General features: G+C 61.3%; 20 protein-coding genes and 1 pseudogene. 14 read left to right on the top strand and 7 right to left on the bottom strand.

What is annotated here, in order from left to right:
• Nucleotides 1-55: 55 nt before the first annotated feature.
• Entirely contained in the window at nucleotides 56-1138 is a 1083-nt protein-coding gene (locus HWN72_RS19190) for a proline racemase family protein (protein WP_211150995.1), read from the bottom strand.
• Between the two features lie 322 nt (nucleotides 1139-1460).
• Between HWN72_RS19190 and HWN72_RS19185 the strand changes: the two genes are divergently transcribed.
• The 4 genes from HWN72_RS19185 to HWN72_RS19170 all read left to right on the top strand — a co-directional run bounded on the left by HWN72_RS19185 (nucleotide 1461) and on the right by HWN72_RS19170 (nucleotide 6930).
• Complete coding sequence (locus HWN72_RS19185; RefSeq protein WP_211150994.1) at nucleotides 1461-3818, top strand: TonB-dependent siderophore receptor; 2358 nt, start codon at nucleotides 1461-1463, stop codon at nucleotides 3816-3818.
• Nucleotides 3819-3967: 149 nt separating this feature from the next.
• Nucleotides 3968-4450: a DUF3830 family protein gene (locus HWN72_RS19180; protein ID WP_211150993.1), complete on the top strand. Its 483-nt coding sequence runs from the start codon at nucleotides 3968-3970 to the stop codon at nucleotides 4448-4450.
• 2 nt (nucleotides 4451-4452) lie between these two features.
• Nucleotides 4453-5742, top strand: coding sequence for an FAD-binding oxidoreductase (locus HWN72_RS19175; RefSeq protein ID WP_211150992.1), 1290 nt, complete (start codon nucleotides 4453-4455; stop codon nucleotides 5740-5742).
• Nucleotides 5743-5766: 24 nt separating this feature from the next.
• Nucleotides 5767-6930, top strand: a complete 1164-nt coding sequence (locus HWN72_RS19170) for a pyridoxal phosphate-dependent aminotransferase (protein WP_248006134.1) — start codon at nucleotides 5767-5769, stop codon at nucleotides 6928-6930.
• Between the two features lie 587 nt (nucleotides 6931-7517).
• Here HWN72_RS19170 and HWN72_RS19165 read toward each other — a convergent pair.
• Together HWN72_RS19165 and HWN72_RS19160 are read right to left on the bottom strand one after the other, a co-directional pair.
• The gene (locus HWN72_RS19165) at nucleotides 7518-7880 is read right to left on the bottom strand and encodes a response regulator (protein WP_211150991.1); all 363 of its coding nucleotides are present in this window, start codon (nucleotides 7878-7880) and stop codon (nucleotides 7518-7520) included.
• A gap of 171 nt (nucleotides 7881-8051) precedes the next feature.
• Entirely contained in the window at nucleotides 8052-8444 is a 393-nt protein-coding gene (locus HWN72_RS19160) for a response regulator (RefSeq protein WP_211150990.1), read from the bottom strand.
• 935 nt (nucleotides 8445-9379) lie between these two features.
• Here HWN72_RS19160 and HWN72_RS19155 point away from each other — a divergent pair.
• The 6 genes from HWN72_RS19155 (at nucleotide 9380) to HWN72_RS19130 (ending at nucleotide 16325) form a co-directional block, all read left to right on the top strand.
• A complete protein-coding gene (locus HWN72_RS19155) occupies nucleotides 9380-9964 on the top strand; it encodes a DUF305 domain-containing protein (RefSeq protein ID WP_211150989.1) in 585 nt (194 codons plus the stop codon).
• A 178-nt stretch (nucleotides 9965-10142) separates the two neighbouring features.
• On the top strand, nucleotides 10143-12452 hold the full coding sequence (locus HWN72_RS19150; protein WP_211150988.1) for an FdhF/YdeP family oxidoreductase: 2310 nt from the start codon (nucleotides 10143-10145) through the stop codon (nucleotides 12450-12452).
• 84 nt (nucleotides 12453-12536) lie between these two features.
• Nucleotides 12537-13310: a cytochrome ubiquinol oxidase subunit II gene (locus tag HWN72_RS19145; protein WP_289357227.1), complete on the top strand. Its 774-nt coding sequence runs from the start codon at nucleotides 12537-12539 to the stop codon at nucleotides 13308-13310.
• Nucleotides 13311-13423: 113 nt separating this feature from the next.
• Nucleotides 13424-15391, top strand: a complete 1968-nt coding sequence (locus tag HWN72_RS19140; protein ID WP_248006133.1) for a cbb3-type cytochrome c oxidase subunit I — start codon at nucleotides 13424-13426, stop codon at nucleotides 15389-15391.
• Nucleotides 15388-16014: a cytochrome c oxidase subunit 3 gene (locus tag HWN72_RS19135; protein WP_289357225.1), complete on the top strand. Its 627-nt coding sequence runs from the start codon at nucleotides 15388-15390 to the stop codon at nucleotides 16012-16014. Before HWN72_RS19140 ends, HWN72_RS19135 begins: the two co-directional genes overlap by 4 nt.
• On the top strand, nucleotides 16011-16325 hold the full coding sequence (locus HWN72_RS19130) for a cytochrome o ubiquinol/quinol oxidase subunit IV (protein ID WP_211150985.1): 315 nt from the start codon (nucleotides 16011-16013) through the stop codon (nucleotides 16323-16325). The genes HWN72_RS19135 and HWN72_RS19130 overlap by 4 nt, the downstream gene beginning before the upstream one ends.
• Before the next feature lie 149 nt (nucleotides 16326-16474).
• Here the strand turns inward: HWN72_RS19130 and HWN72_RS19125 are convergent, their stop codons facing one another.
• The 3 genes from HWN72_RS19125 to HWN72_RS19115 form a co-directional block, all read right to left on the bottom strand.
• On the bottom strand, nucleotides 16475-17731 hold the full coding sequence (locus tag HWN72_RS19125) for a DUF2254 domain-containing protein (protein WP_248006132.1): 1257 nt from the start codon (nucleotides 17729-17731) through the stop codon (nucleotides 16475-16477).
• Nucleotides 17732-17792: 61 nt separating this feature from the next.
• Nucleotides 17793-18998: a cation:proton antiporter gene (locus tag HWN72_RS19120; protein WP_309141576.1), complete on the bottom strand. Its 1206-nt coding sequence runs from the start codon at nucleotides 18996-18998 to the stop codon at nucleotides 17793-17795.
• 107 nt (nucleotides 18999-19105) lie between these two features.
• On the bottom strand, nucleotides 19106-19981 hold the full coding sequence (locus HWN72_RS19115) for a mechanosensitive ion channel family protein (RefSeq protein WP_211150983.1): 876 nt from the start codon (nucleotides 19979-19981) through the stop codon (nucleotides 19106-19108).
• Nucleotides 19982-20306: 325 nt separating this feature from the next.
• Between HWN72_RS19115 and HWN72_RS31840 the strand changes: the two genes are divergently transcribed.
• From HWN72_RS31840 to HWN72_RS19100, 3 genes are all read left to right on the top strand, one after another.
• Nucleotides 20307-20672, top strand: coding sequence for a YetF domain-containing protein (locus HWN72_RS31840; RefSeq protein WP_309141575.1), 366 nt, complete (start codon nucleotides 20307-20309; stop codon nucleotides 20670-20672).
• A gap of 4 nt (nucleotides 20673-20676) precedes the next feature.
• Nucleotides 20677-21057, top strand: coding sequence for a DUF202 domain-containing protein (locus HWN72_RS19105; RefSeq protein WP_211150982.1), 381 nt, complete (start codon nucleotides 20677-20679; stop codon nucleotides 21055-21057).
• 96 nt (nucleotides 21058-21153) lie between these two features.
• Nucleotides 21154-21645: a hypothetical protein gene (locus tag HWN72_RS19100; RefSeq protein WP_211150981.1), complete on the top strand. Its 492-nt coding sequence runs from the start codon at nucleotides 21154-21156 to the stop codon at nucleotides 21643-21645.
• A 24-nt stretch (nucleotides 21646-21669) separates the two neighbouring features.
• Here HWN72_RS19100 and HWN72_RS19095 read toward each other — a convergent pair.
• A pseudogene (locus tag HWN72_RS19095) lies at nucleotides 21670-22036 on the bottom strand (SLC13 family permease); the annotation flags it as partial.
• 596 nt (nucleotides 22037-22632) lie between these two features.
• Between HWN72_RS19095 and HWN72_RS19090 the strand changes: the two are divergent.
• A partial coding sequence (locus HWN72_RS19090; protein ID WP_211150980.1) for a recombinase family protein occupies nucleotides 22633-23770 on the top strand: 1138 nt, incomplete at its 3' end.

Genomic DNA, 23770 nt, shown 5'->3' with positions numbered 1-23770 from the left:
GTAAACTAAGAAATCCAGTCAGATCACGATAATCTGAACGCAATTTCATCCCGTCTCAGACGAGGAAACCTTCCCCGAGCGGATCATGCGGATCGCGCCAGAAGGTCGCCCGACCAGTCATCCACGCGCTGCCCTCGACTTGGGGGATAAATCCGGCGACAGCGGTTTCCCTTGCCGCATCAACCAGTTCGCCTTGGTAAAGCGTCCCGACCAGGCCCTGGTTCACAAAGGCTTCCCCCACGGCAAGTTCGCCCTTGGCGGCAAGCGTCGCCATGCGCGCGCAGGTGGCGGTGCCGCAGGGCGAGCGGTCAAACGATCCTGCGCTTGAGATCGGCACGTTGCGCGCCTGCGCATCCTCGGTGTCGGGTGCACTGGTCCACACGATGTTGCCGACCTGCGGCACCACGCCTGTGACCGGATCTACCAGCGAAAGCTGAGCGGCCAGAGCTTCGCGCACCGGCACCGCGGCGCCGACCAGCGCGTCGATGTTCTCAGGAGCGATGCTTAGCCCGGCATTTTCGACGGGAACGTAGGCGTACCACTGCCCCCCGTTGGCGATCTCGGCCGTGCAGAGCGAGCCATCGGCCAGGCGAAGTTCCTGCGAGCCGAGATAATAGGCCAGCGGCGTGCGGAAGGCGACCGCAACGCACCTTCCCGCTTCGAACCGGGCCGTCAGTTCCAGCACACCCATGGGAGCATGCAACGTCAGTGTCTGTGCCCCGGTCAGGTCCGCAGGTTCTGGTGTCAGATAGCCCGCCTCGAACAGGGTGGTCACCGCGCCGATCGTGGCGTGGCCGCACATGTCGGGATAGCCGTTGGCATCCATATAGACGACCCCGAAGGGCTCACCGGCGTTCGCAGGTTCTATCAGCGCCACGCCAAACATGGAGCGATGTCCGCGCGGTTCGAAAACCGCCAGGCGGCGGACCCAGTCCCGCGATTGCGCCAGAATTTCACGTGCCGCGATCGGATCCGTGCCCGGCGCGATCCCGCTTCCTTCCACCACGACCCGGGTGGGTTGCCCGCAGGTGTGCGAATCGATGACCGAGATCGTCTGGTCGAAAACGACGGGTTCGTCGAAGCGGCGGATCATCGAGAACTGCTCCTGATTGGCGGCACGACAGCGGCCGCTCGGCATTGGCCTCCTGCCATAATGAGTTCATAATTGCGTTCAAGTGGTCATTTTATCCTTGCGCGGAAAAGTGGATCGCTTATGTCTGCAGTGTGTCCAGCCGGGGCCGTCGCGAATCATTCGGCACAAGCCGAACGATCCGCATCTTCCTCTGCCTGCACGCATATTTAAGTTCATTTTCACGCGATATCGGTCTTTAATTCAATATCCGATGCGTTCAGGGAGAGGCTCTGACTTGCTACGGACTGCCGCAAAGGCAGCCGGGAAGGCTCATCTTCGCAGGACGAATACGAGAATTGAGGGCAATAACAGTCAAAGGAGTTTCGAGATGAGCCGCAAGACTGCGCTGCTGGCAACTGCGTTGCTATGCTGCACCAGCCTGGTTCCCACCGTTTCCGCGTGGGCTCAGGATACCGCACAGGCCGCCGGCACCGACGCCGCGCCGGGCGATGCCATTATCGTCACAGGCAGCCGCTCCACCGCCCGCAAGGCAACCGAGAGCGTCAGCCCGATCGACGTCTTCACACCCGCTGCGCTGGAAAGCTCCGGCAACAACGGGCTCGCTTCCTCGCTGACGCAGATTTCGCCGGCCATCAGCCAGCAGCAGTTCGGCCAGGACCTCGGCGCGCTCGTCTCCTCGATCCGCATCCACGGCCTCAGCCCCGACCAGACGCTGGTCCTCGTCAACGGCAAGCGCCGGCACAACAGCGGCTATCTTTATGCCTCGCCGGGTCCGATCCAGGGTTCCGCGCCGGCCGACCTCGACCTTATCCCGATGTCGGCGATCGACCACATCGAACTGCTGCGTGACGGCGCCTCCGCCCAGTACGGCTCGGACGCCATCGCCGGTGTGATCAACATCATCCTCAAGGATGACACGAGCGGCGGCAGCGTCGAAGCCATGAGCGGCATCTACCAGCACGGCGATGGCTTCACCGCGGGCGGCAGCGCCAATGCGGGCATGCCCCTGCTGAACGGCGGCCACCTCAACCTCAGCGCCGACCTCCATTACAACGACTATACCAACCGTTCCGGCCCGGATAACCGCTTCGGCAATGCCCATGTCGACAAGGCGTTCGGCGCGCCGCAGATCTCGCGTCAGTCGTTCGGCTACGATGCGGCCGTGCCGCTGGGCACCGCCGAGATCTACTCATTCGGCACTTATGCGCACCGTATTGCCAAGTCGTTCGGCTTCTATCGCACGCTGGGTGGCGTGGGGTACTCGCCCAACAGCAAGATCGACGAGAACGACTACAGCATCACCGGCGGTATTCGCGGCGATGGCCTCGCCGGGTTCCACTGGGATCTCAGCTCGACGTACGGCCGCGATCATATCGCCGCGAGCATGACGGACTCGGGCAACGCTTCGATCTACGCGGAGACCGGTTCGACCCCCACGTCCTTCTATCTTGGCACCTATGTCTCCGCCGAGTGGACCAATAACCTCGACCTTACGCGCCAGTTCGACGTGGGCCTTGCCCAGCCGGTCAGCCTGGCGCTGGGTGGTGAATTCCGCCGCTCGTACTACACGCTGGGCGCAGGCGATCCGAACTCGTACTACGGCAGCGGTGCCTCGGCCTCGCCCGGCCTGCCGCCGACGAGCGCGGGTTCGCACGACCGTGATGTCTGGGCCGGCTATGGCGAAGTGGACGCACACCTCACGGATGCTTGGGAAGTCGATCTGGCGGGCCGCGTGGAGCATTACTCCGACGTCGGCACCAACGGGTCGTACAAGATCTCGACCCGTTACGAGATCAGCCCGGCGCTCGCGCTGCGCGGCACCTACAACACCGCGTTCCGCGTGCCGACGCTGGCCCAGCAGTACTTCTCGAACCTCGGCGTCTCGCCTTCGGCGGCCTCGGGCCAGCTCGCGGTGGAATCCGAAGCCGCGCGCCTGCTCGGCGCCAAGTCGCTCAAGCCCGAGAAGTCGAAGAACGTGAACCTGGGCCTGGTGATCACACCCGCCCCGAACCTCTCGATAACGTTCGACGCCTATCAGATCAAGATCAAGAACCGTATCGCGGCCGGCGGCACTTACCAGGGTGAGCAGGCGCTTGAGGCTCTTGCAGTCGGTGGCTACCAGATCCCCGACACAGTCGATCCCTCGGCCGTGTCGGCGACATACTTCGCGAACGTTGCAGACACCCGCACCCGCGGCGTCGACTTCACCGTGAACTGGACACAGTACATCGGCGATTCCAGCACGATCGACTGGAGCCTCGCCGGCGAGATCAACCGCAACAAGGTCACCAACGTCCAGAACGACGCCAATGGCCAGACCCTGCTCAACACGATGCAGCGCGGTTGGCTCGAACATTCGCAGCCCGCCGACAAGGTCACCTTCAGCGCACGCTGGAAGCGCGGCCCGTTCGAGCTGTATGCGCAGGAAGTGCGTTATGGTCCTCTGCAGGACTACATGTATTTCGTGACGGGCCCGAATGCCTGGTCCGGTTCGGTGTTCAATCCGTTCAAGCAGAAGACGCGCTACATCACCAGCATCAACGCCAGCTACAAGCTGACCGAGAAGCTGAAGCTGACCGTGGGCGCCGACAATGTCTTCAACAGCCACCCCAGCCGGACGCCGAGCGACAGCAATCTCTATGGTGTCACCGTCTACGACTACAACAACCCGCAGTTCGGGATCAACGGCGGCTTCGTCTACGGCAAGCTGACGGCCACGTTCTGACCTGACGGACTGCGAAGGACGTTCGGTGCGGATGCCAACCTCTCCTCCTTTCCGGCCCCGGCGCGAGAGCGCCGTGACCCCAATCAGGGGCCGGAAAGAGGCATCGGCACCGAACGTCCGACATTTTCAAACACAAGGAAGCTGCACAAGTGACACGTATCATCAGGATCGCCGAGCAACGCTCCGGCCTCGACGTCCGCGTCGAGCTGCTCGACGCCCTTGCCCCCCGCGGTGCGGAGGCACTTTGGTCGCTCGCAGGCGCCGAAGGTACGCATTTTGCGCAGCATGCCATGTGGACCGGCCCGGAAATCTCCTGCCCGATCCTGGGCGATCGTTTTCCCGATGCGGCCACCTTTGACGCTATCCCGCTCGAAAACGCGACCAGCTTTCCCGCCGCCGGAGAGATCGTGACCGTCTATGCGCCCAAGGGCACCTGGGCAGGACAACCGCCTGCGGACTTCTTCGATGTCGGCCTGTTCTACGGTGAAGGGGCCAGGCTGCTGATGCCCATGGGCTGGATCATGGGCTCCGTATCCGGCCGCGTGGTGGCCGAGGACATGGCAGCCTATCGTACCGGCTGTGCAGCCATCCGCCGCGGCGGGGCATGCGAGCTGGAATTCTCGCGGGCCTGACCATGACCACTCAGATCAAGCAGCCGGGGCTCTCGCTCTGGTCGACCACGGCTGCCCCCTTTCCTGCTGAGAACTCGCTCGCCGGAGCGGCCCGCAGTCGCGTCGCCATCGTTGGCGGCGGCCTTGTCGGGATGTCGACGGCGCTGCATCTGGCCGAGGCAGGCGTAGACGTCATCGTCCTTGACGCGGGCCAGGAGAACGGCCGCAACTGCGCCAGCCTGGCCAGCGGCGGCCTGATCGCCCCACAGCTCGTGCGCGGCAATCCGGCATCGCTCCGCGACGAATTTGCCGACGGCGTCGGTGAGCGTTTCGTACGCATGGTGGCGGGAGCGGGAACCTACACGTTCGATCTCGTACGCCGTCACGCCCTGGCCTGCGATGCGCGCGACACCGGCTTCATCGTTCCCTTCACCGCGAAGCAGCGGCCCGCCTGCGAACAGGTCGTCCGCAACTGGCAGGGCTGGCGCGACGACGTTGAACTATTGGATACCACTGCCACGGAACGCCTGACGGGCTGCATTGGCTATTCCGGCGCGCTGCTGGACCGCAGCGGCGGCGCCGTGAACCCGCTTGCCCTGGCCCGCGAATTCGGCCGCCGAGCTGCCGAGTTGGGTGCCCGGATTTTCACCGCCACGCGCGTGCTTTCCATCGAGACCTCTGGCGCGCAGCGATTGCTGCGTACGGATCGCGGCACCGTCGTAGCCGACCGCGTCGTCCTTGCCGCGAATGGGGGGAACATGATGCTCGCCCCGCAGCTGGCGCGCACCGTGCTGCCGCTGGCCGTGCGCGAAGTGGCCACAGTCCCGCTGCCCGACGATCTGCGCCGCCGGATTCTTCCCGAAGGTCACGCCATGACCGATCGCGGGCCCGATATCTTCACGATCCGCTACGATGCACAAGGTCGCCTTGTCACGGCAGCGACGATGCCTTGGGGTCGCAACCCGGCATCACTGGACCGGGCCGTCAATGCCCGCCTTGCCCGCCGCATTCCCGGTTGGCGCGCAATGACGCTGGAATATGCCTGGACCGGCACGGCCTGGCTCAACGCCGACCTGCAGCCGCGCTACGTCCGCGTGGACGAGACGACGCTGGCGGTGCAGGCCTGCAACGGCCGCGGCGTGGCTCTGGCAGGGCCGATCGGACGCGACATCGCGGCCTGGGTCGAAGCGGCCGACACGCCGCTCTCGCTGCCTACCGCTGAGCCTCGCCCGATCAGCGGCTATCCGCTTGCCCGTCGCCTGCCCAATTTCGCGCTCGGTCTTGCCGCGATCAAGGGCCGGCTTGCCGCCTGAATTTCTTTCACGGAGTCGATATAGATGGTTTCCCTCGCCAATCGCATCACCGCCTCGGGCGCCAAGAGCTACGGCATGTTCGCCCGCGCTGCGGCCATTCAGGGCCGCGACCTCATCCATCTCGAACTGGGCATGCCGATCCACGACACGCCCCAGTTGATCAAGGACGCGACGATCGACGCGCTTCAGGCAGGCGAAGTCCACTACACTGATTTTCGCGGCATCGCCCCCCTGCGTGAGGCGCTCGCCCGGCGCGTGTCCGAGCATAACGGCATTCCCGTCACCGCTGACCAGGTGCTCGTCACCAATGGCCTCACGCATGCATCCTACGTCGCCTTCATGGCCACGATCGATCCGGGCGACGAGGTGATCCTGCTCGACCCGCATTATCCGCAGCACGTGGGCAAGGTGAAGCTTTGCGGCGGCACCGTGGTGCTGGCACCGATGGACGCGGAAAACGACTTCGCGCTCAACCCCGCGCTGATCGAGCCGTGCATCACGGAGCGCACCAAGGCCATCGTCATGGTCAACCCGTGCAACCCCACCGGCCGTGTCTTCACCCGCGAAGAACTGGCGGGCCTTGCCGAGCTGGCGATCCGCCACGACCTGCTGGTGATCTCCGACGAAGTCTACGAACAGGTACTGTTCGACGATGCAAAGCACATCAGCATCGCTTCGCTGCCGGGCATGGCCGAACGCACGATCACGACCTTCGCGTTCACGAAGGCCTACGCGATGGACGGTTGGCGCGTCGGCTACGTCGTCGCGGAACCCAGGTTCGTGGAAGCGATGATCAAGGTCAGCGCCAACATGGTCACCCACGTCAACACCTTCATCCAGTTCGGCGCCCTTGCCGCGATCGAGCATGCCGATGAAGTCGTTGCCGAAATGATGGCCGAAGACCGTGCCAAGCGCGACATCGTGGTCCAGGCTCTGAACCAGATGCCCGGCGTTACCTGCACCTCGCCGGAAGGCACGATCTATGCCTTCGCAAATGTAAGGGCTACCGGCCGCCCCTCGCAGGAGCTTGCAGAAGCGATCCTGGAGCATACCGGCGTGGTGGTGGAAGCGGGCAGCTTCTATGGCCCAGCCGGCGAAGGCCACCTGCGCGTCTGCTTCGGTTCGCAGACCGACGAACGCCTCAAGGAGGCGATGGAGCGACTATCCGGCTTCTTCAACGCGCGCTGATCAGAACAGGCGGAACGCGCGCCCGTGCGAGATGATCAATCTGCACGGGCGCCGTGGACAGCGACCTCTTTCAATTAATCGAGATCAATCAGCTTTTGGCGAGTCTATCCAATCCGCGCCCGCGGGAGTGCCGACCGAGTGAATGGCAGGTTTCAGCGTAAGCCGACCTTTCCATGACAACATCGGAGCGGCGTAAGTTGGTCGACACCCGCCGGAAGCGAACGCCGGATCGTGGGACAAAGGCGTCGTCCCGGCACGGTCTGCTGAACGACAGCTACCACCAGATCCGGCCGCTCGTGGGGCGATGTCCCGTTCTACTGCGTACGGCGCAAATTCGGCGTGGCTTGCGGATTTGCCGGATTCGCCACCGGATCAGGGTTAGTTGTCGATCATTCACATTGCCATCGGCTGGCGTTGCCGCGTCGGCTTCGCCGGGCCTGCTGGCTGTCCGAATTTTACGTGCCCCTGTCTGGCAGGCGTGTTCCTGACCGCCAACTCCGAAATAGCAAATGTATCACATGGCAAGCAACGCCGGCTCGGCCTAAAAGGAATCCTGGTTAGAAGTAAAACACGCTCTGATGCTCGACCTAGTGTTGCACCATCTGCTGGACCAAACGCGCAAGATCACTTCTCTCGAATGGTTTGGTCACAACGGGCACTTCCGGGTACTGACCGTCCAGAACGTCGGCATCGTAACCAGTAGTGAAAATCCATGGCTTGCCCAGCCGGTGCAATTCGTCTGCCACCGGTAGGCCCATCTGCCCCGCTATATTGATGTCCAGAATGCAGGCATCGACCTCGCTCTCCGTCACCAGCTTGAGCGCAGTCGGCAGGTCCATGGCAGGTCCGACTGGAACTAACCCGAGGCGCTGTACCAGGTCTTCCAGTTCCATGGCGATCAACGGTTCGTCCTCGACGATCAGGATGCGTGGCCCAGTGTCGTCCATCATGCGATTGCCTCTGTAGTACGCCGTCGCAATGAGTGCCCGAGCACGATACTCATCGCTGCCTAAGTGTAAGATTCACGCTTATCGCATTTTCTAGCCTTCAGGTCGATAACCAGGTTATGCTGGATGTTCGCGGCAATCGCGCCTCAGAGGGAATCTCTGCATAAAGGTTGATCAGGTGGCGCTGCGGCTGCCCGCCTCGGTTACCAGCGTGGAAATGGCGGTAACAAGCTGCGCCTCAGCAAAGGGCTTTTGAATTGCCACGCTATTGGGCAGCCCCTCGACAGGCCAATCATCCACGCGATCCGCACTGACATAGACCACAGCAATCTCGGATTTCAGTCCTCGAGCATGGCGAGCCACGTCCCAGCCGGTCGGCCCATCTCCCATCCGAATGTCGGTGATCAGGCCGGCCAAGTCCGCATGGTGAAGGTCGAGCAGCGCGAGCGCATCGGTTCCATTCGCGGCGGTTAAAATATCGTAACCGCCGTCCTCAAGCGCGGATTGCATCCCAAGTAGGATCAAGGGCTCGTCTTCGACGATTAGCACCAAAATTCCGCTGTTCATGCCTTGGCCCCTCATCGCCACCCTAAGCCATACCAGCGACTGTTAGTTCCTGCAATGCGACGAAGCGAGCGGGAAACGTTAAAAAGTGCTCAGGCCGGCAAATGCTAACCTCACCTGACGGGTCATCACGCAGGGCGCGGGCCGAACAGCGTGATTGCCGGACCCGGCTATCTCAGCCAGCGCGGCGTCAACCTAGGCAAACGCGATCATAGAGCAGCGTAGGTAGGTAGCGTGGCGGTGACGGCAAGCAGCGTCCTCTTTTGTATTGCCAGTTCGCCGATGCAAATGACCGCAACGTCGGCGGAACGGGATCGGCAGCTTCATGACATTCGGTCGGCGGCGCCTGTCAAATTTGGACGTTCGCGCCGTCACGGGGAAACGGCCATATCTGGTCGCGACCTCCCACCACCCGTTGAACCCACCGGACAAAACCGACGTTCGCGAGCCTTCCCGGGAATGGCAGGTCCCTATTCAACACCCGACATTCCTGAGCCCCGCTCAGCGTTCCAGGAATGCATGATTGGCCGGCAGGCGACTGTCCGGTTCAGAGCGAGGTGGCGGGGATAGCTGACACTCACTCAGCGGCGGCTGCTGGCAGTAGACGACCATTATCGCCGTTCACACCAGAAATTCCGATACCCAGGTGCGGAAGGGCCGCTTTCTCAACGGTGTCGACCGCGATTGGGCATTAACCTCAAGCGCTGCGGTCGCCGAATTTTGCCATGGCCTGGCATTAGGAGCAGATCGTCTTGATCCCGCCAGCGGGACTTGCTGTTCGCGCTCCCGTAGACCCGTGGTTAGCCTTAATTGATCTAGTCAAGGATGTTTGAGGATTGAAAGCCATGGTAGGTTCCTGATCTTCTCTGTCCGAACGAAACTCACTGCCGCCGATGGGGTTCTATCGTTATCCCTGCAAATATAGGAAAGGACCGGCGATGGATGACCAGCACGGCCGCATGAAAATGGGCTTCGGTCGGTTTGCCGCAATGATCGCGACCTCGACCGTCGTCATGTTCGGCCTGATGTATCTCAACACATACGCGACGAGCCACGTTGAGTTCAGTCAGACGCGGACCTGGATGGCGGTCGTGATGGGCGCGGCGATGGCCGTAATCATGCTGGGCTTCATGTGGAGTATGTACCCCAACGTGCGCGTCAAGACCGGCATCCTTATCGGCAGCGCAGTGATATTCGCATTCGCGCTCTGGCTGGTCCGAAGCCAGGAAACGGTCGACGACGTGTCCTACATGAAGGCAATGATCCCTCACCATTCGATCGCGATCATGACCAGCGAACGGGCTCACATCAAGGACCCCGAGGTCCGCAAGCTTGCCGACGGTATCATCGACGCGCAGATTCGCGAGATCGCCCAGATGAAGCGGATGATAGCTAGGCTAGAAGCCACGCCGCACCCTGCTAACGCCCCCGATCTGCCATCGTACCGCGACTTGAAGAGAGCGCCGCCTGAACCGGAAACAGACAAGAGCACCGGGATCGATACGTTGCAGCCGGTGTCGTGATTTGCTCTGGCTTCTCTGGCGCGACCCCTAGGTGAGGCCTAGGCCACTCGCAAGGTGGAGGCTCCGAGGGGAATAAATCACACACCACGCAACTGCCGGCGATACTCTGTAGTTCTGTTTGCAAGTTGCGAAACAATCACGCAAAGTCGAAGTTGGGGGGCAAGCGGAGTGACTTGCCATGGCGCATGACGACGACACAGTGCATTACGATGGCCCCTCTGGTGGCTTCGGTTCGCTCAAAAGCGTGGCACGAATCTTCGGTAAGGAGTGGGCCACGCCGATGGCGCTTGAGACGCTGCGCCGTCAGAACAAGCCCGGCGGCTTCATGTGCGTCTCATGTGCCTGGACCAAGCCCGAGCACCCTCATCCGGCTGAATTTTGTGAGAATGGTGCGAAGGCGACGCTATGGGAACTGACGACGCGCACGTGTGGGCCGTCGTTTTTCGCGAACCACACTGTCAGCGAGCTCAAAGAATGGAAGGACTACGACCTCGAGCAGACCGGGCGACTGACCCACCCAATGCGCTATGACCCGGCGAACGACAGGTATGTCCCGGTGAGCTGGGAAGAGGCCTTTATCGCGATTGGCGCGGAGCTGAAGGCGCTCGATCCCAAATCAACCGTCTTCTACGCGTCGGGTCGCGCCAGCCTGGAGACCTCATATCTCTATGCGCTATTTGCGCGCCTATACGGGCACAACAACCTGCCCGATAGTTCGAACATGTGCCACGAGACGACCTCGGTTGGGCTGAAGAAGGTGACGGGATCGCCCGTCGGCACATGCCAGCTCAAGGACTTCTCCTTGTGCGACGCCATCTTTTTTTTCGGCCAGAACACCGGCACCAACAGCCCTCGCTTCCTCCACACACTCAAGGATGCGGTCGAGCGCGGGTGCAAGATCGTGACGTTCAACCCGGTGCGGGAGAAGGGACTGGTCGAGTTCATCGACCCGCAGAACCCGGTCCAGATGATCACGCAGAAACCGACAGAAATCTCGTGCCTCTACTATCAGGTCAGGCCAGGTGGCGACATCGCGGCGATTATGGGGATGATCAAGCACGTCCTTACGGTCGAGGAGCGGCAATGGGCCGAGGCGGAACATCACCTGCTCGACGTCGACTTCATCGCCCAGCATACCCATGGTTTCGCCGACATGGTCACCAAGGTGAAAGCGACGCCGTGGGAGGAGATCGAGGCGGAGTCCGGGCTGTCGCGGGCGGAGATGGAGGCCGCAGGACAGGTTTATTGCGACGCGGGCAAGGTCATAGGCATCTATGGCATGGGGCTGACGCAGCACGTGCATGGTTCCCAGACGATCGGCATGCTGGTCAACCTGCTGCTGCTGCGCGGCAATATCGGCGTCGAGGGTGCCGGCATTTCGCCGGTGCGCGGCCATTCCAACGTCCAGGGACAGCGCACTGTCGGCATCTCTGAGAAGCCCGAACTTGTACCCTACGACTATCTCAAGCGGATCTTCGATTTCGACCCGCCGCCCGAAAAAGGTGTTAACACCGTCGAGGCGTGCGAGGGCATCGTCGACGGTACCATCCGCGCCTTCATCGGCCTGGGCGGCAACTTCGTTCGTGCCATCCCCGAGCGCGAGAAGATGGAGCAGGCCTGGACGCGCATGCGCCTCACCGTCCAGATCGCGACCAAGCTCAACCGCAGTCACCTGATCAACGGCGAGGTCGCCTATCTGCTTCCTTGCCTCGGCCGATCGGAAGAGGACATGCAGGAGGGCGGCCCGCAGAGCGTCACCATGGAGGATTCCCTATCGATGATCCACGGATCGGTCGGCAAGCGCAAGCCAACCAGCGAGCATCTTTTGTCCGAACTGGCGATCGTGGCGGGCATCGCCAAAGCGGCGCTTCCACCCAAACCGACAATCAAGTGGGACGAATGGGTCGCAGACTACGGCAAGGTCCGCGACCTGATCGAGGCGACTTATCCGGACAAATTCAAGGATTTCAACGCGCGGATGTTTACGCCCGGCGGCTTTTTCAAAGGAAATCAGGCGCGCGAGCGGATCTGGAAGACGGACAGCGGAAAGGCGGAGTTCACCACGCCAACGACGCTGAGCGCGATGGGCGTGCCCGACAAACCGGGACGCTACCGGCTGATCACGATGCGCTCGAACGACCAGTTCAACACGACGATTTATGGCTATTCGGATCGCTTGCGCGGAATAGAGGGTACGCGCGACGTGCTGTTGATGAGCCCCAAGGAAATCACGGCGGCCGGCCTTCACGAGGGTCAGATCGTCAGCCTCGCCAGCGACGCCGACGATGGCGTGCACCGGCAGGTGGATGGGCTGACGGTTACGCCGTTCGACCTTCCGGATGGTTGCCTTGGCGCATACTACCCGGAGATGAACCCGCTGGTGCCGCTGTGGTATCACGATAAATTGTCGAAGACCCCAGCGGCGAAGGGGGTTCCGGTGCGGATCGTAGCGGAGGTGAGCGTTGGCCGGCCGGCGGGACGGTCGTAGGGGCCGATGCCAAGAAATCGCCTACGCTTAGCGGCGCTCAGCCTGCCTCTGCTGCTCGGCGGTTGCGCGGCACTTCAACTCGGCGTGGCGAACCACGCCGGGCCGGTCGCGGCAGAGCAGTGGCATTTGTACCTCATCGTCGCCGTCGTGCTCGTTTTCGTTGCTGGACCGGTGTTGCTGCTCGTGCCGCTGATCGCCTGGCACTACCGGCAATCGAACAAGAATGATGCCTATCGTCCCGATTGGGGCTTTTCCTGGCCGCTGGAGATCCTTGTCTGGATCCCGCCGATCGGCATCGTCATCGGACTTGCTTTCCTGCTGTGGAGCGCCACCCACCGGCTTGACCCCTATCGCCCGCTCGCCGCCACGCAGCGCCCACTTGAGGTACAGGTCGTGGCTTTAGATTGGAAATGGCTGTTCATTTACCCCGAAGAAGAAGTCGCGACTGTAAATCGGCTCGTCATACCCGTCGGTCGGCCGGTCCACCTCAGCCTGACGAGCGGAACCGTGATGCAATCGCTCCTCATTCCCCAACTCGCCGGACAGATTTACGCCATGGCGGGTATGACGACACACCTGAACCTCGCCGCCAGTCGCCCCGGCTTGTTCCGCGGGCAGAACACGCAGTTCAACGGCCGCGGGTTCCAGGACCAGAAATTCGACGTGGTAGCCGCCGACGCCGCCGCCTATGAGCGATGGGTTGCCGGCGTGCGGGCCGGCGGGCGGCCGCTTGACGGGGCAGCCCTGAAGCGGATCACGGCGCAGTCGGTAATGCCCACGCCGCAGCTATTCTCCGGCGTTCCGCCGGGTTTGTTCCGGTCCATCGTCGCTACCAGCACGCAGGAGAGCCCCCGTTGAGCACACCCGTATGGCCGGCGGTGCTGGGCCGCTTCGGATGGCATGACTTGCCCCTCGTCCGGGCCTGGCAGGAGCCGACGATCAACCAACTGATCGGCGCGGGCGCCGGGGCGATGGTGGTGATCGGCGCGCTCGCGGTCGCGGTGCTGCTGACGGTGACGGGGCGCTGGCGGTGGCTGTGGTCCGAATGGCTCACAAGCCTCGATCACAAGAAGATCGGCATCATGTACGTCGTGATCGCTTTTGTAATGCTGTCGCGCGGGCTGATCGAGGCCAATCTGATGCGGTTGCAGCAGGCGAGTGCGATCAAGGCGCCCGGGATCGTCGCGCCCGAGCATTTCGCCGAACTGTTCAGCACGCATGGTTCGATCATGATATTTTTCATGGCTATGCCGTTCCTGACCGGCGTGATGAACTATCTCGTGCCGCTGCAGATCGGCGCGCGCGACGTCGCCTTCCCGCTGCTCAACGCGATCGGGCTTTGGCTGACCGGAGCGGGCGCTGCGCTGATGATGGTCAGCCTGGTGATCGGCCGCTTTTCGACTGGCGGGTGGAGCGGGTATCCGCCGTACACCGAGATCGGCTTCAATCCCGGCGTCGGACCCGATTACTGGATCTGGGCGGTGACGCTCGGCTCGATCGCCTCGACCATCGCCGGGATCAACATTGCCGTCACCATCTACAAGATGCGTTGCCCCGGCATGCGCCTGATGCGAATGCAGATGTTCTGCTGGACGAGCCTGTGCACTGCAATGCTGATGGTATTCGCGATGCCGCCGCTGACCGTTGCCACCGCGCTCCTCGCACTCGATCGCTATCTCGGCTTCCACTTCTTCACCAATGCCCTTGGCGGCAACATGATGAACTATGCCAACCTCTTCTGGATGTTCGGCCATCCGGAGGTTTACATTGTGATCCTGCCCGCGTTCGGGATCTGGTCGGAGGTCGTATCGACCTTTTCCTCCAAGGAGCTGTACGGCTATGTCTCGCTCGTGATCGCCACCATGGCGATCGCGGTGCTATCGTTCACGGTATGGCTGCACCATTTCTTCACTATGGGACAAAGCCCCAGCATCAACGCCGCCTTCGGAATCGCCACTATGGCAATCGGGGTGCCGACCGGCGTGAAAATTTACAACTGGATCTGGACGATGTTTCGAGGCGAGGTGCGCTTCACCGTGCCGATGCTTTACGCGCTCGCTTTTATGATGACCTTCGTTTTGGGCGGATTCACCGGCATTATTCTAGCGTTTCCGCCGCTCGACTATCTGGTCCATAACACGACTTTTCTTGTCGCTCACTTTCATAACATGCTGGTCCCCGGCACACTTTACGGTCTGATCGCGGCGTACACCTTCTGGTTCCCCAAGGCATTCGGATTTCGGTTGGACGAGCGCTGGGGGCGTGTTGCGTGCGGGTGCTGGGTCGTCGGTTTCTATCTCGCCTTCATGCCGCTTTACGTGCTCGGCGCGGCGGGTTTGGCACGGCGCACGCAGGCGGTAACGGAGCTTTCCTATCGCCCGTGGCTCTACACCGCTGAACTTGGGGCTGTCATCCTGTTCTGCGGCCTAGTTGCTTTGTTCATTCAGCTCTGGGTCAGCATCCGCGACCGCGCCGTCAATCGGGTCGCGCTGGGCGACCCGTGGGACGGGCGTGGCCTGGAATGGTCTATTTCCGCGCCGCCCCCAAAGTATAATTTCTCGCACCTGCCACACGTCGAACAGCGCTACGCCTTCTACGACGACAAGCGCAAACATGCGCCATACGCACGGCCGCCGCATTATCAAGCGATCACGATGCCGAAGAACAGCGCAGTGGCGCCGTTCCTCGGCGTCGCCGGCGCCGCCACGAGTTTCGCGCTTGTCTGGTACATGTGGTGGCTAGCCATCCTCGGCGTCGTCACCATCGTCGCCACGGTCATCGCGCGCAGTTTTGCGCGCAACATCGAGCATGTGATCCCGGCGGACGAGGTCGCACGTACGAACGACGCCTGGCTTGGGGAGGTCGCGCGGACACGCCCGGTCCCACGCGAACTTGAGACCAGCCCTGCCAACCAGGGCCTCGCCAGGGTGCGTGCGTGAGCACCGGTGACGCCGTCCATGCCGGGCTCAACCTCGGCGATACTGATCGCGAGACGCACGCGGCTGCGGGGGGCGATCTGTTCGGTTTCTGGATGTTCCTCATGAGTGACGCGGTCATCTTCGCGTTGCTCTTCGCAACCTACGGCGTCATGCTGCCCGCAACCGCCGGCGGGCCGACACCTGCCAGCGAGTATAAAATCGGGCCGACCCTCCTCGAGACGATGCTGCTGCTCACAAGCAGCCTTACCTATGGCATGGCGTCAATGGCGATGAAGTATGGCGCGTCGAATGTGCGGATCGGCGCCTGGCTAGCCGTGACACTGGTATTGGGACTGATGTTCCTCGGCCTTGAAATGCACGATTTTGCCGACATGTTCGCGCACGGCGCCTATCCAGCACGTAGCGGCTATCTCTCCGCTTTTTTCGGCCTGGTGCCGCTACACGGGCTGCACGTCTTGCTAGGAAGCCTTTGGCTGGTGGTGATGATGGCGCAGTTGCGCGTCTTCGGCGTCGATGCACGCGTGAAGATCAACCTGCTTCGCCTCGGGCTCTTTTGGCATTTCCTCGATATCGTCTGGATCGCGATCTTTTCGTCGGTCTACCTGCCGGGGCTGATACGATGAGCACGCGCGACGATGAGCGGCGGCGTGAGCTCCGCACCTATCTTTTCGGTTACGCGGCCGCGCTGGGGCTGACCGGCGCTGCTTTTGCCGCTGTGCATTGGCGGGTAGCGGAAGCGCCGAAAGTTTTCGCGCTTGTTCTGACTCTGGCACTGGTGCAGATAGTGGTGCAGTTCCGCTGCTTCCTCCACATCAGCCTGGCGCGCTCGTCGCGAGACGACCTTCAGCTAATTCTTTTCTCGGCGCTGATTGTAGCATTGATGGTCGGCGGCACGCTGGTGACCCTGTTCAACTTGCACGAAAGGATGATGTGACCTCGCGTCCGAACGGCAATCACATCCGGTGCTCTGAAGGCTCTGCAAGTTCCACTTGCAAATTGTAGAGCCTAGAAGCTTTTGGCGCTGCCGCGATAGTGAGAATGGTCTTGCTGAGTGTCGCCGATCCAGTCACCTTGCGGGCGATTTCATCCAGTAATGGACATTCCGCCCCAAGCGTCCTCATAAACCTTCAGTAGATGCTCGCGATCGGCTTGGCTGGACAGGCCCTCACAGGCCCGCTCAAGCGCATCGGCAGCTTCGTTGCGGCAATTTTCATGCGCTTCGGCAGCAACCGAAGCCAGCGAACCCAGCGCCTTTTGCAACCGAATGCCGACTTCGACTACGCCGGCCCCATCGCGCGAGATCGGACGAAAGATATCCTCGATCAGGTCGGAGAAATTGAACGGGGGCAAGTAGACGCCAGCAGGAACGGCGAATTCTGCCTTCGGCTCGTGGCGCAGCATCGCCGCCAGGATGCGAGTGCCGGCTTCTATCACCGCGATAGCGGTGCCGGGGTCATTGACTGCCGGCGACAGCGCCCGCGAGGCGATCTCGGAAAGCACGACCAGCCCGAAACGCGGATCATGATCGAAGGCGCGGTTGGGCGATACCGTGAAAGCATCCACTATGCGCGCCCGCTGGTCCTGGTCGAGCGGTTCCAGCGACCAGGCGATCACGCGCCCGGGTTCGGCGAAGGCGCCGGGAAGAGCGGAAAGTGTGATGACCGCTCCGGTGTCTCTTGCGACATCGCCGAGTTGCCCAATATCGATATGCGTAATCCGGCCGATCTTGGGATGTACGATTCTGATCGCTTCATGCGGAGCGCTTGTCTGCTCGTTCGTGCCGAAACGTGGGCGCAGCGCCATCATTTCCACCGCGCGTGATGCTGCCCGCTCGACCCGCCCTATCGTATCGCCAACGCGGCCGAACTGGGTGATATGCTGGATCCACCGCAAGAACGTGATCACGATCACCACGATAACAAGGATTGTACCAGCAAGCAGTATCACGCGACCCGTCTCGCCGTAGAGGCCGGTGGACAGGGCGATGATCCCGGCAACGGCGAAGAGGAAGCTTCCCAGGAATGTCGCGAGCGCGTTCTGAGCGGTGGTGTCATCGACCAGAAGCTGAACGGCACGCGGCGTGATGTTACTGGTGGCGCCGGCATAGGCGGACACCATCGCCGTCAGCGAGAACGTCGTGACCGCAAGCATGCTCGAGGCGAGCACGTTGAGAATATTGTCCACGGACTGCGCGCCCACGCTTGCCGCAAATTCGTACGATATCGTGTGGCCCGCCAAGGCGCCCGCAAGAGACAGTGCCAGCGCGAAAAAGCAGAACAGTGCAGCCCTGAACCACATGCGCCGCGTCAGCAGACGCAGAGCCCATTGCCACTGTTTCATACAGGTCCTTCCCGCCCGTGAATTTCGATAGGAAAATGCCCCCCGGCGGCGCGGTTCCCCCTCATTGCGCCTCGCCTTCTTGTTTCGCTGCACAGAGGCGCCATCGCCGCAGCAAGGGCGGCATCGTCAAACCCTGCACGAAAATCGAGAAGGCCACTACGCCAAAGGTTACAACGACGATTTCCCCGCGCTCAGCCACGTTGGACGGTACGGCGAGCGCCAGCGCCAGGCCAACTGCGCCGCGCAAACCACTCCACATAATGACATGCTGATACCGGGAAGAAACCCGTAGCTGGGTTGAGGTGAAGATGGCGCAGATCGAATATACAGCGCCAGCACGGCCTACCAGCGTCAGGATGATCGCGGCTAGCAGCGCGCTTGAGAACAGAGCGAGCGGCTGATGCGCCTCATGCGCACCGACCAGTATGAAAAGGCATGAATTTACCAGGAACGCCGCGTATTCCCAGAATCCCAGAACGTGGGGGCGCCCCGTATCCGAGATCGATCCCATGAACCCCAGATTGCCCACCAGCATACCGGCGGCGAGAGCAGCGAACACCCCCGAGGCACCCAGGTGCTCCGCAGCCAGGAATGATCCCCACGCCGCCACCGTCGTCAGCGTAATTTCGACGAGATGGTCGGTTGTGCGGCCGGCAAGCAAGAGAATGGCACCGGCAACCGCAGCACCCACGAGAACGCCGCCGAAGACCGTCCACGCGAAGGTTCCCGCCACATGCATGGGCTGAAGATTTTGGTCTTCGGCCACCGCAAGAAGCAATGCAAAACCGACCGCGGCCACACCATCGTTCAGCAGACTCTCGGACTCGACGATCATGCCCAGACGTTTCTCGACGTGTAATTCCTTGAATGCGGCAATCACGGACACCGGATCGGTCGCTGCAATCAGCACCCCAAAGAAGGCCGCCCCCAGCCAACTCCACCCCGCCAGCCAGTGCATGCCCGCCGCGACGACGCCAGCGGCTATTCCAACGCCTGCGAACGCAAGAACGACTGTTAGGGGCAACTCGCGGCGAAAGCGCTTCCATTCCAGCTGCAGCGCGGCCTCGAAAATAAGAGGCGGTAAAAAGACGTTGAATATTAGCTCACGAGAGAGCGGCAAGGAGACGGCCAGCGGGGATAGGGCGAGCAGAGCGCCCGCAGCCACCAGTCCCGCGGTGTAGGGCAAGCCAATCCGTCGTGTGATCATAGCCACCAAGGATGCTACGACGAGGATAAGTCCGAAATCGCCGAAACCAAATCCCCGCACCCTTGATCAGCCCCTACCGGATGTGAGAGCCGGTGACGCACGACGAGCGGCATGCCTGCGCCCCTGACTGCATCCGCGCGATCGGGAGTCCGAGAGACAAGCGAGGGTCATGCTTGCCCCGACGGCCCACCAGGCCGCACGAGGGGCAACGGTTCCTTGAAAGTGTTGGTGACATACGGGAAGGGGATTTCAATTCCGGCCTTGTCGAGCGCCGCCTTGATCGCGCGCACGACCGCATCGCGCGATGCATGCATGTCGGACGGTTTCGACCCTGCCCCCCAGCGAACAAGAAAGTCGATGGAGCTAGAATTGAATTCGCGGGCGAAGGTGTCCACGCGCCTGGACTGGTCGATCATCTCAAGCGCCTCGACAGCGTTGCGGATGACCTCCCGCGCGATTTCGAGATCAGTGTCGTAGGCGACGCCGACGACGATTTCATGGCGGCGGTGCTGCTTGTCGGTCAAAATCTCGACCGGGTTCTTGAACAGCGTGGAATTGGGCATGATCGTCAATTCATTGGAAAGCTTTCGAACATGGGTCTCGCGTAGCGAAATGTATTCTACCCTTCCGATGATCCCCTCACATTCGATAACATCCCCGATCCGCATTTTCTTGCGGATCATGATGATGATACCGGCCAGGAAATTCTGGAAGAAGTCCTGGAAGGCGAAACCCACAGCGATAGTGCCCACGCCAAGACCCGCAACCAGACTGGCAGGGGTCAGCCCCGGCAGAACGATCGTCGCTGCGATCATCAGGCCGATAATCCAAGTGCCAATCGAAACTACGGTGTCGATAAGCTGTTTCAGGCTCTCGCGGATGTGAGCATTATGGGTGATTCGAGCCGTCAAACGGCGCAGCATTCGCGACACCAGCCCGGTGAGAGCTATAATCAGCAGCGCGATAACCATATTTGGTAATAGCGCCACCAGGCCGATCCACATCGACCACAGCTGCTTTGTCAAAACATCCAGGCTGTTCATGGCGCGCCTCTATGCCCCATCAATGATCGCGTAGAGGATAGCAACGACCCATCGCCACGAATGATCCCATTCATGCAGGCACCGGCGGCGGCGGCACCGATGGCAATTTGCCTCAGGCAGTTTCTCACCGAGGTACAAACGTGTGAGGTGAATCCGGAACCGGCGCGTGGCTGGATACTTGACTGCTTATGCTGTTTGACGATCCTGCTGGTCTGTTGCGTGTGCTGGTAGTCGCCGTGCTCGCCTTGCAGGCTTGATCTGCATTTTGCGGGGCGCAGGCAAACGTGCGCTCGCCAAACTCAATGCATTCGACCTTGTAGTAACGGTGGCGCTTGGCTCGACGCTGGCGACCGTACTGCTGTCAAAAGATGTCGCGTTGCTCGAAGGGCTTCTGGCCTTTGGCGTGCTGGCGCTTCTGCAATGGGCCGTGTCCCGCCTGTCGGTAACCTCAGCTCGTTTCCGTGCGCTGGTTCGCAGCGAACCACGTTTGCTGTTTGAACATGGCAAAATTCGCCGTGATGCCATGCGCGACGAACGTGTGACGACTGGAGAGATCGAAGCAGCCATTCGCGCGGCGGGCATAGGCCGGACAGAGGATGTTGGCGCGGTGGTGCTCGAAACCGATGGAAGCCTTAGCGTCATCGCCGGCAGCGACAAGGTGCTGACTGTGCTCGCCGGCGTGAGCCGCTAGGAGGATGGGGGCGTCGCAGGATCCTTCGCGCGAAGACCTGGCGCAGGATCGCACGGACCTTGCGGAAGACCGCACCGTCCTTGCCCACGAACGAAGTTTTGCGGGTTGGGTGCGAACGGGCATGGCGGCCGTGGGCATCGTACTGGGATTTAACGCATTATTCCAGATGGTGGAGCCGAAATGGCTCGCCAAGCTGATTGCCTCGATCTTCCTGCTGATCGCCGTTTTTATATTCTTATCGGCGCAGCGTCGGGCATGCCGGGCAATGGGGAGGCTCGAAGCTCACAAGGTTGCGGCCCTGGCCCCGATACGGATCAAGCTGATGGCATGGTCACTGACGTTGGCAACGGTCGTGCTGGGAGCAGCCTTGTGGTTTCTCGCGTAAGCTGTTCGCCGCCTTAAAAAGTGCGGCGCCCTTGCCCTGCGCTGCCGATGGGTGGTATGATATCGATAGGTCGAGAACCCAATAAGGGAGGTCGCCATGGAATTGATCCAGGCCGGTATGGAAGCTGCCGCCGAGATTCTCGCGAGCCTACTGCTTGTGGTTGCTGCTGCCTGCGGCAGCGTGGCCATCACCAAGAGATTGCACCACCGATGGATCGGCGCGATGCTGATGACCATGCTGATGACCATGCTGATGACCATGCTGATGGCTCTTATTGCCGTGACGAGCATCCTTGGCAATCACATACAGGGCATAATCCTAGCATTCGCAATAGCGACAACCTTGGTGATGGTGGTCTGGGCAATATTCGAAGGTCAAGCCGTGCAAGCACATGCCAAGGCGCAAAAGGCTCCCCGGTGGAATTACCCCGCCCTCACAGCCCAAATCGGCGAGCGACGTAGGCCGTTACCAAATGAACTGCGCCAGCTTCTTCGCAGGCTCGCCCGCGAGCTGGTCACAGAAGGCATGTCGGTGCGCGCACGCGCGAGCTACTTGAAAAGGGTTGCCCGAGCGTGCTTGAAAAATTGAACATATGACTTGGGGACACAGTGATTAGAAGGGGAAAAATAACGTGATTGCCGCTACGGCCGCGAGCAGCGGTAATCAGGTTCAGCGGCAAGCCAATCCGCACGAAGTCCATATAGCGATACCACGCCATCTGGTAGACGATCACATTGGTCTGATACCCGAAAGGTGTGGCGAATGCTGCGCTTGCCGCCATCATCACCGCCACTAGAAAAGGCCTGGGACTGACGCCCAGGCTGTTGGCAAGCGCGACCGCGATGGGTGTGACGAGAACCGCCACCGTCGCGTTGCTGAGCAGTTCGGTAAGCACCATGGTGACGATGTAAAGCACCACGAGCGCTATCAGCGGGCTAAGGCCCTGAACCATTCTGATAAGCAGCGCCGAAGCTTCCGCTAAGTTGGCGGCCTTGACCGAAGGGCTCAATGACCTCGGAATGACGGCTGTCGGCGTAAGCTGACGGTCTCAGCAGCGCACAGGAATGGCGAGAGTTGGTCGGCAAGCGACGCGCCCCAGCAGCAATTATCTCAGTATCCGCACTCCCAACACGACAGTCGCCTACCGGCCAAATAGGTCATTTACAGGGGACATACCCTTACCAGCTGCGTGTTGAAGTCGGGCATTTGATTGAGGGGGCCATCGCAAAGCGATGGGTCCAATCAGCCTTTCCAATAAATGTTGTGCAGGGGAGGATCAGCGCTGCGCAGGCTTGACGGCTCCACGCTGATCCTGCCTTCCCGTAGTGCTCCTTACCCGTAGCAAGCCGGAGTCACTGTGCAACGTAGCGTCAGCCTCGCGTGCAACGCATACGATGCCACCGCCAACCGACCGATTCGGAAAAGCTTCCTGTCACGTAAGCTGAATACCCACTTGTTAACGCAACAAGTCCTTGATGACAAACGGCAATATCGGACAAGAAACCTTCATGTAAACGATATGGCCTAATGCTACCCAAATCTGTATTTAGCGAATAAGAACAAAGGGACCGCTAAATGACCCGCGTTGCGCTCTATGCCCGATATTCCTCCGACAACCAGCGCGACGCGTCGATCGAGGATCAGTTCCGCATTTGCCGTGAACGGGCGGACCGCGAGGGATGGCAGATCGTGGCGGCGTACAAGGACGCTGCGATTTCCGGCTCCAGCATAGTCCTGCGCCCCGGCATCCAGTCGCTGCTGCAGGACGCGCAAGGCGGTCACATCGACGTCATTCTGGCAGAAGCGCTGGATCGGCTTTCCCGCGACCAGGCGGACATCGCCACCGTCTACAAGCACCTCCAGTTCGCCGGGGTGCCGATCGTCACCCTCGCCGAAGGCGAGATCAGTGAACTTCATGTCGGCCTCAAGGGCACGATGAACGCCCTCTTCCTCAAGGATCTCGCGGCCAAGACCCATCGCGGTCTGCGCGGCCGGGTCGAAGAGGGAAAGTCCGGCGGCGGAATTTGCTATGGCTATAATGTCGTGAAGCAACTCGACGCACGCGGCGAACTCATTCGCGGCGACCGCGAGATCAACCAGGCCGAAGCCGGGATCGTACGCCGCATCTTCCGCGATTTTGCATCGGGCGTTCCGCCTCGCACCATCGCACGCAAACTGAATGAAGAGCATGTACCCGGGCCAGGCGGCAAGCCATGGAACGATACGACGATCCGTGGGCATGTGAAGCGCGGCACCGGGATCGTGAACAATGAACTTTATGTGGGCCGACTGATCTGGAACCGGCTGCGCTATATCAAGGACCCTTCGACCGGCAAGCGTGTCTCCCGCCTCAACCCGCGATCGGAATGGATCATTCGCGACGTGCCGGACCTTCGCATCGTCGATGACGAACTCTGGCAGTCGGTCCGGGCGAAGCACGAGGACATCGCGGAGAAATTCACGAACGTATCGGAAGGCGTGCAGAACAGTCAGCGCAACCTCCTGAATGGCGCCCGGCGCCCTCGCACGATGCTGTCAGGCCTGGTGTATTGCGGTTGCTGCGGAGGCCCCTACTCGCTTCGCGGCGCGAACCGTTTCGTATGCTCCACGCATGTCAGCAAAGGCACCTGCGACAACAATCGCACGATCAGCCGCGACGAGCTCGAGAAGCGGGTGATCGCGGGCCTTAAGGACCGCTTGATGGCGCCTGAGG

The organism is Novosphingobium sp. HR1a (assembly GCF_015594425.1).
Taxonomy (GTDB): Bacteria; Pseudomonadota; Alphaproteobacteria; order Sphingomonadales; family Sphingomonadaceae; genus Novosphingobium; species Novosphingobium resinovorum_A.
This window is presented reverse-complemented; position numbering and strand designations above follow the sequence as displayed.

What these genes read in the sequence shown, in the direction of transcription:
- HWN72_RS19190 (WP_211150995.1), bottom strand. Translation starts at nt 1,138, where the DNA reads ATGCCGAGCGGCCGCTGTCGTGCCGCCAATCAGGAGCAGTTCTCGATG.
- HWN72_RS19185 (WP_211150994.1), top strand. Translation starts at nt 1,461, where the DNA reads ATGAGCCGCAAGACTGCGCTGCTGGCAACTGCGTTGCTATGCTGCACC.
- HWN72_RS19175 (WP_211150992.1), top strand. Translation starts at nt 4,453, where the DNA reads ATGACCACTCAGATCAAGCAGCCGGGGCTCTCGCTCTGGTCGACCACG.
- HWN72_RS19170 (WP_248006134.1), top strand. Translation starts at nt 5,767, where the DNA reads ATGGTTTCCCTCGCCAATCGCATCACCGCCTCGGGCGCCAAGAGCTAC.
- HWN72_RS19165 (WP_211150991.1), bottom strand. Translation starts at nt 7,880, where the DNA reads ATGATGGACGACACTGGGCCACGCATCCTGATCGTCGAGGACGAACCG.
- HWN72_RS19160 (WP_211150990.1), bottom strand. Translation starts at nt 8,444, where the DNA reads ATGAACAGCGGAATTTTGGTGCTAATCGTCGAAGACGAGCCCTTGATC.
- HWN72_RS19155 (WP_211150989.1), top strand. Translation starts at nt 9,380, where the DNA reads ATGGATGACCAGCACGGCCGCATGAAAATGGGCTTCGGTCGGTTTGCC.
- HWN72_RS19150 (WP_211150988.1), top strand. Translation starts at nt 10,143, where the DNA reads ATGGCGCATGACGACGACACAGTGCATTACGATGGCCCCTCTGGTGGC.
- HWN72_RS19140 (WP_248006133.1), top strand. Translation starts at nt 13,424, where the DNA reads ATGGTGGTGATCGGCGCGCTCGCGGTCGCGGTGCTGCTGACGGTGACG.
- HWN72_RS19130 (WP_211150985.1), top strand. Translation starts at nt 16,011, where the DNA reads ATGAGCACGCGCGACGATGAGCGGCGGCGTGAGCTCCGCACCTATCTT.
- HWN72_RS19125 (WP_248006132.1), bottom strand. Translation starts at nt 17,731, where the DNA reads ATGAAACAGTGGCAATGGGCTCTGCGTCTGCTGACGCGGCGCATGTGG.
- HWN72_RS19115 (WP_211150983.1), bottom strand. Translation starts at nt 19,981, where the DNA reads ATGAACAGCCTGGATGTTTTGACAAAGCAGCTGTGGTCGATGTGGATC.
- HWN72_RS19105 (WP_211150982.1), top strand. Translation starts at nt 20,677, where the DNA reads ATGGGGGCGTCGCAGGATCCTTCGCGCGAAGACCTGGCGCAGGATCGC.
- HWN72_RS19100 (WP_211150981.1), top strand. Translation starts at nt 21,154, where the DNA reads ATGGAATTGATCCAGGCCGGTATGGAAGCTGCCGCCGAGATTCTCGCG.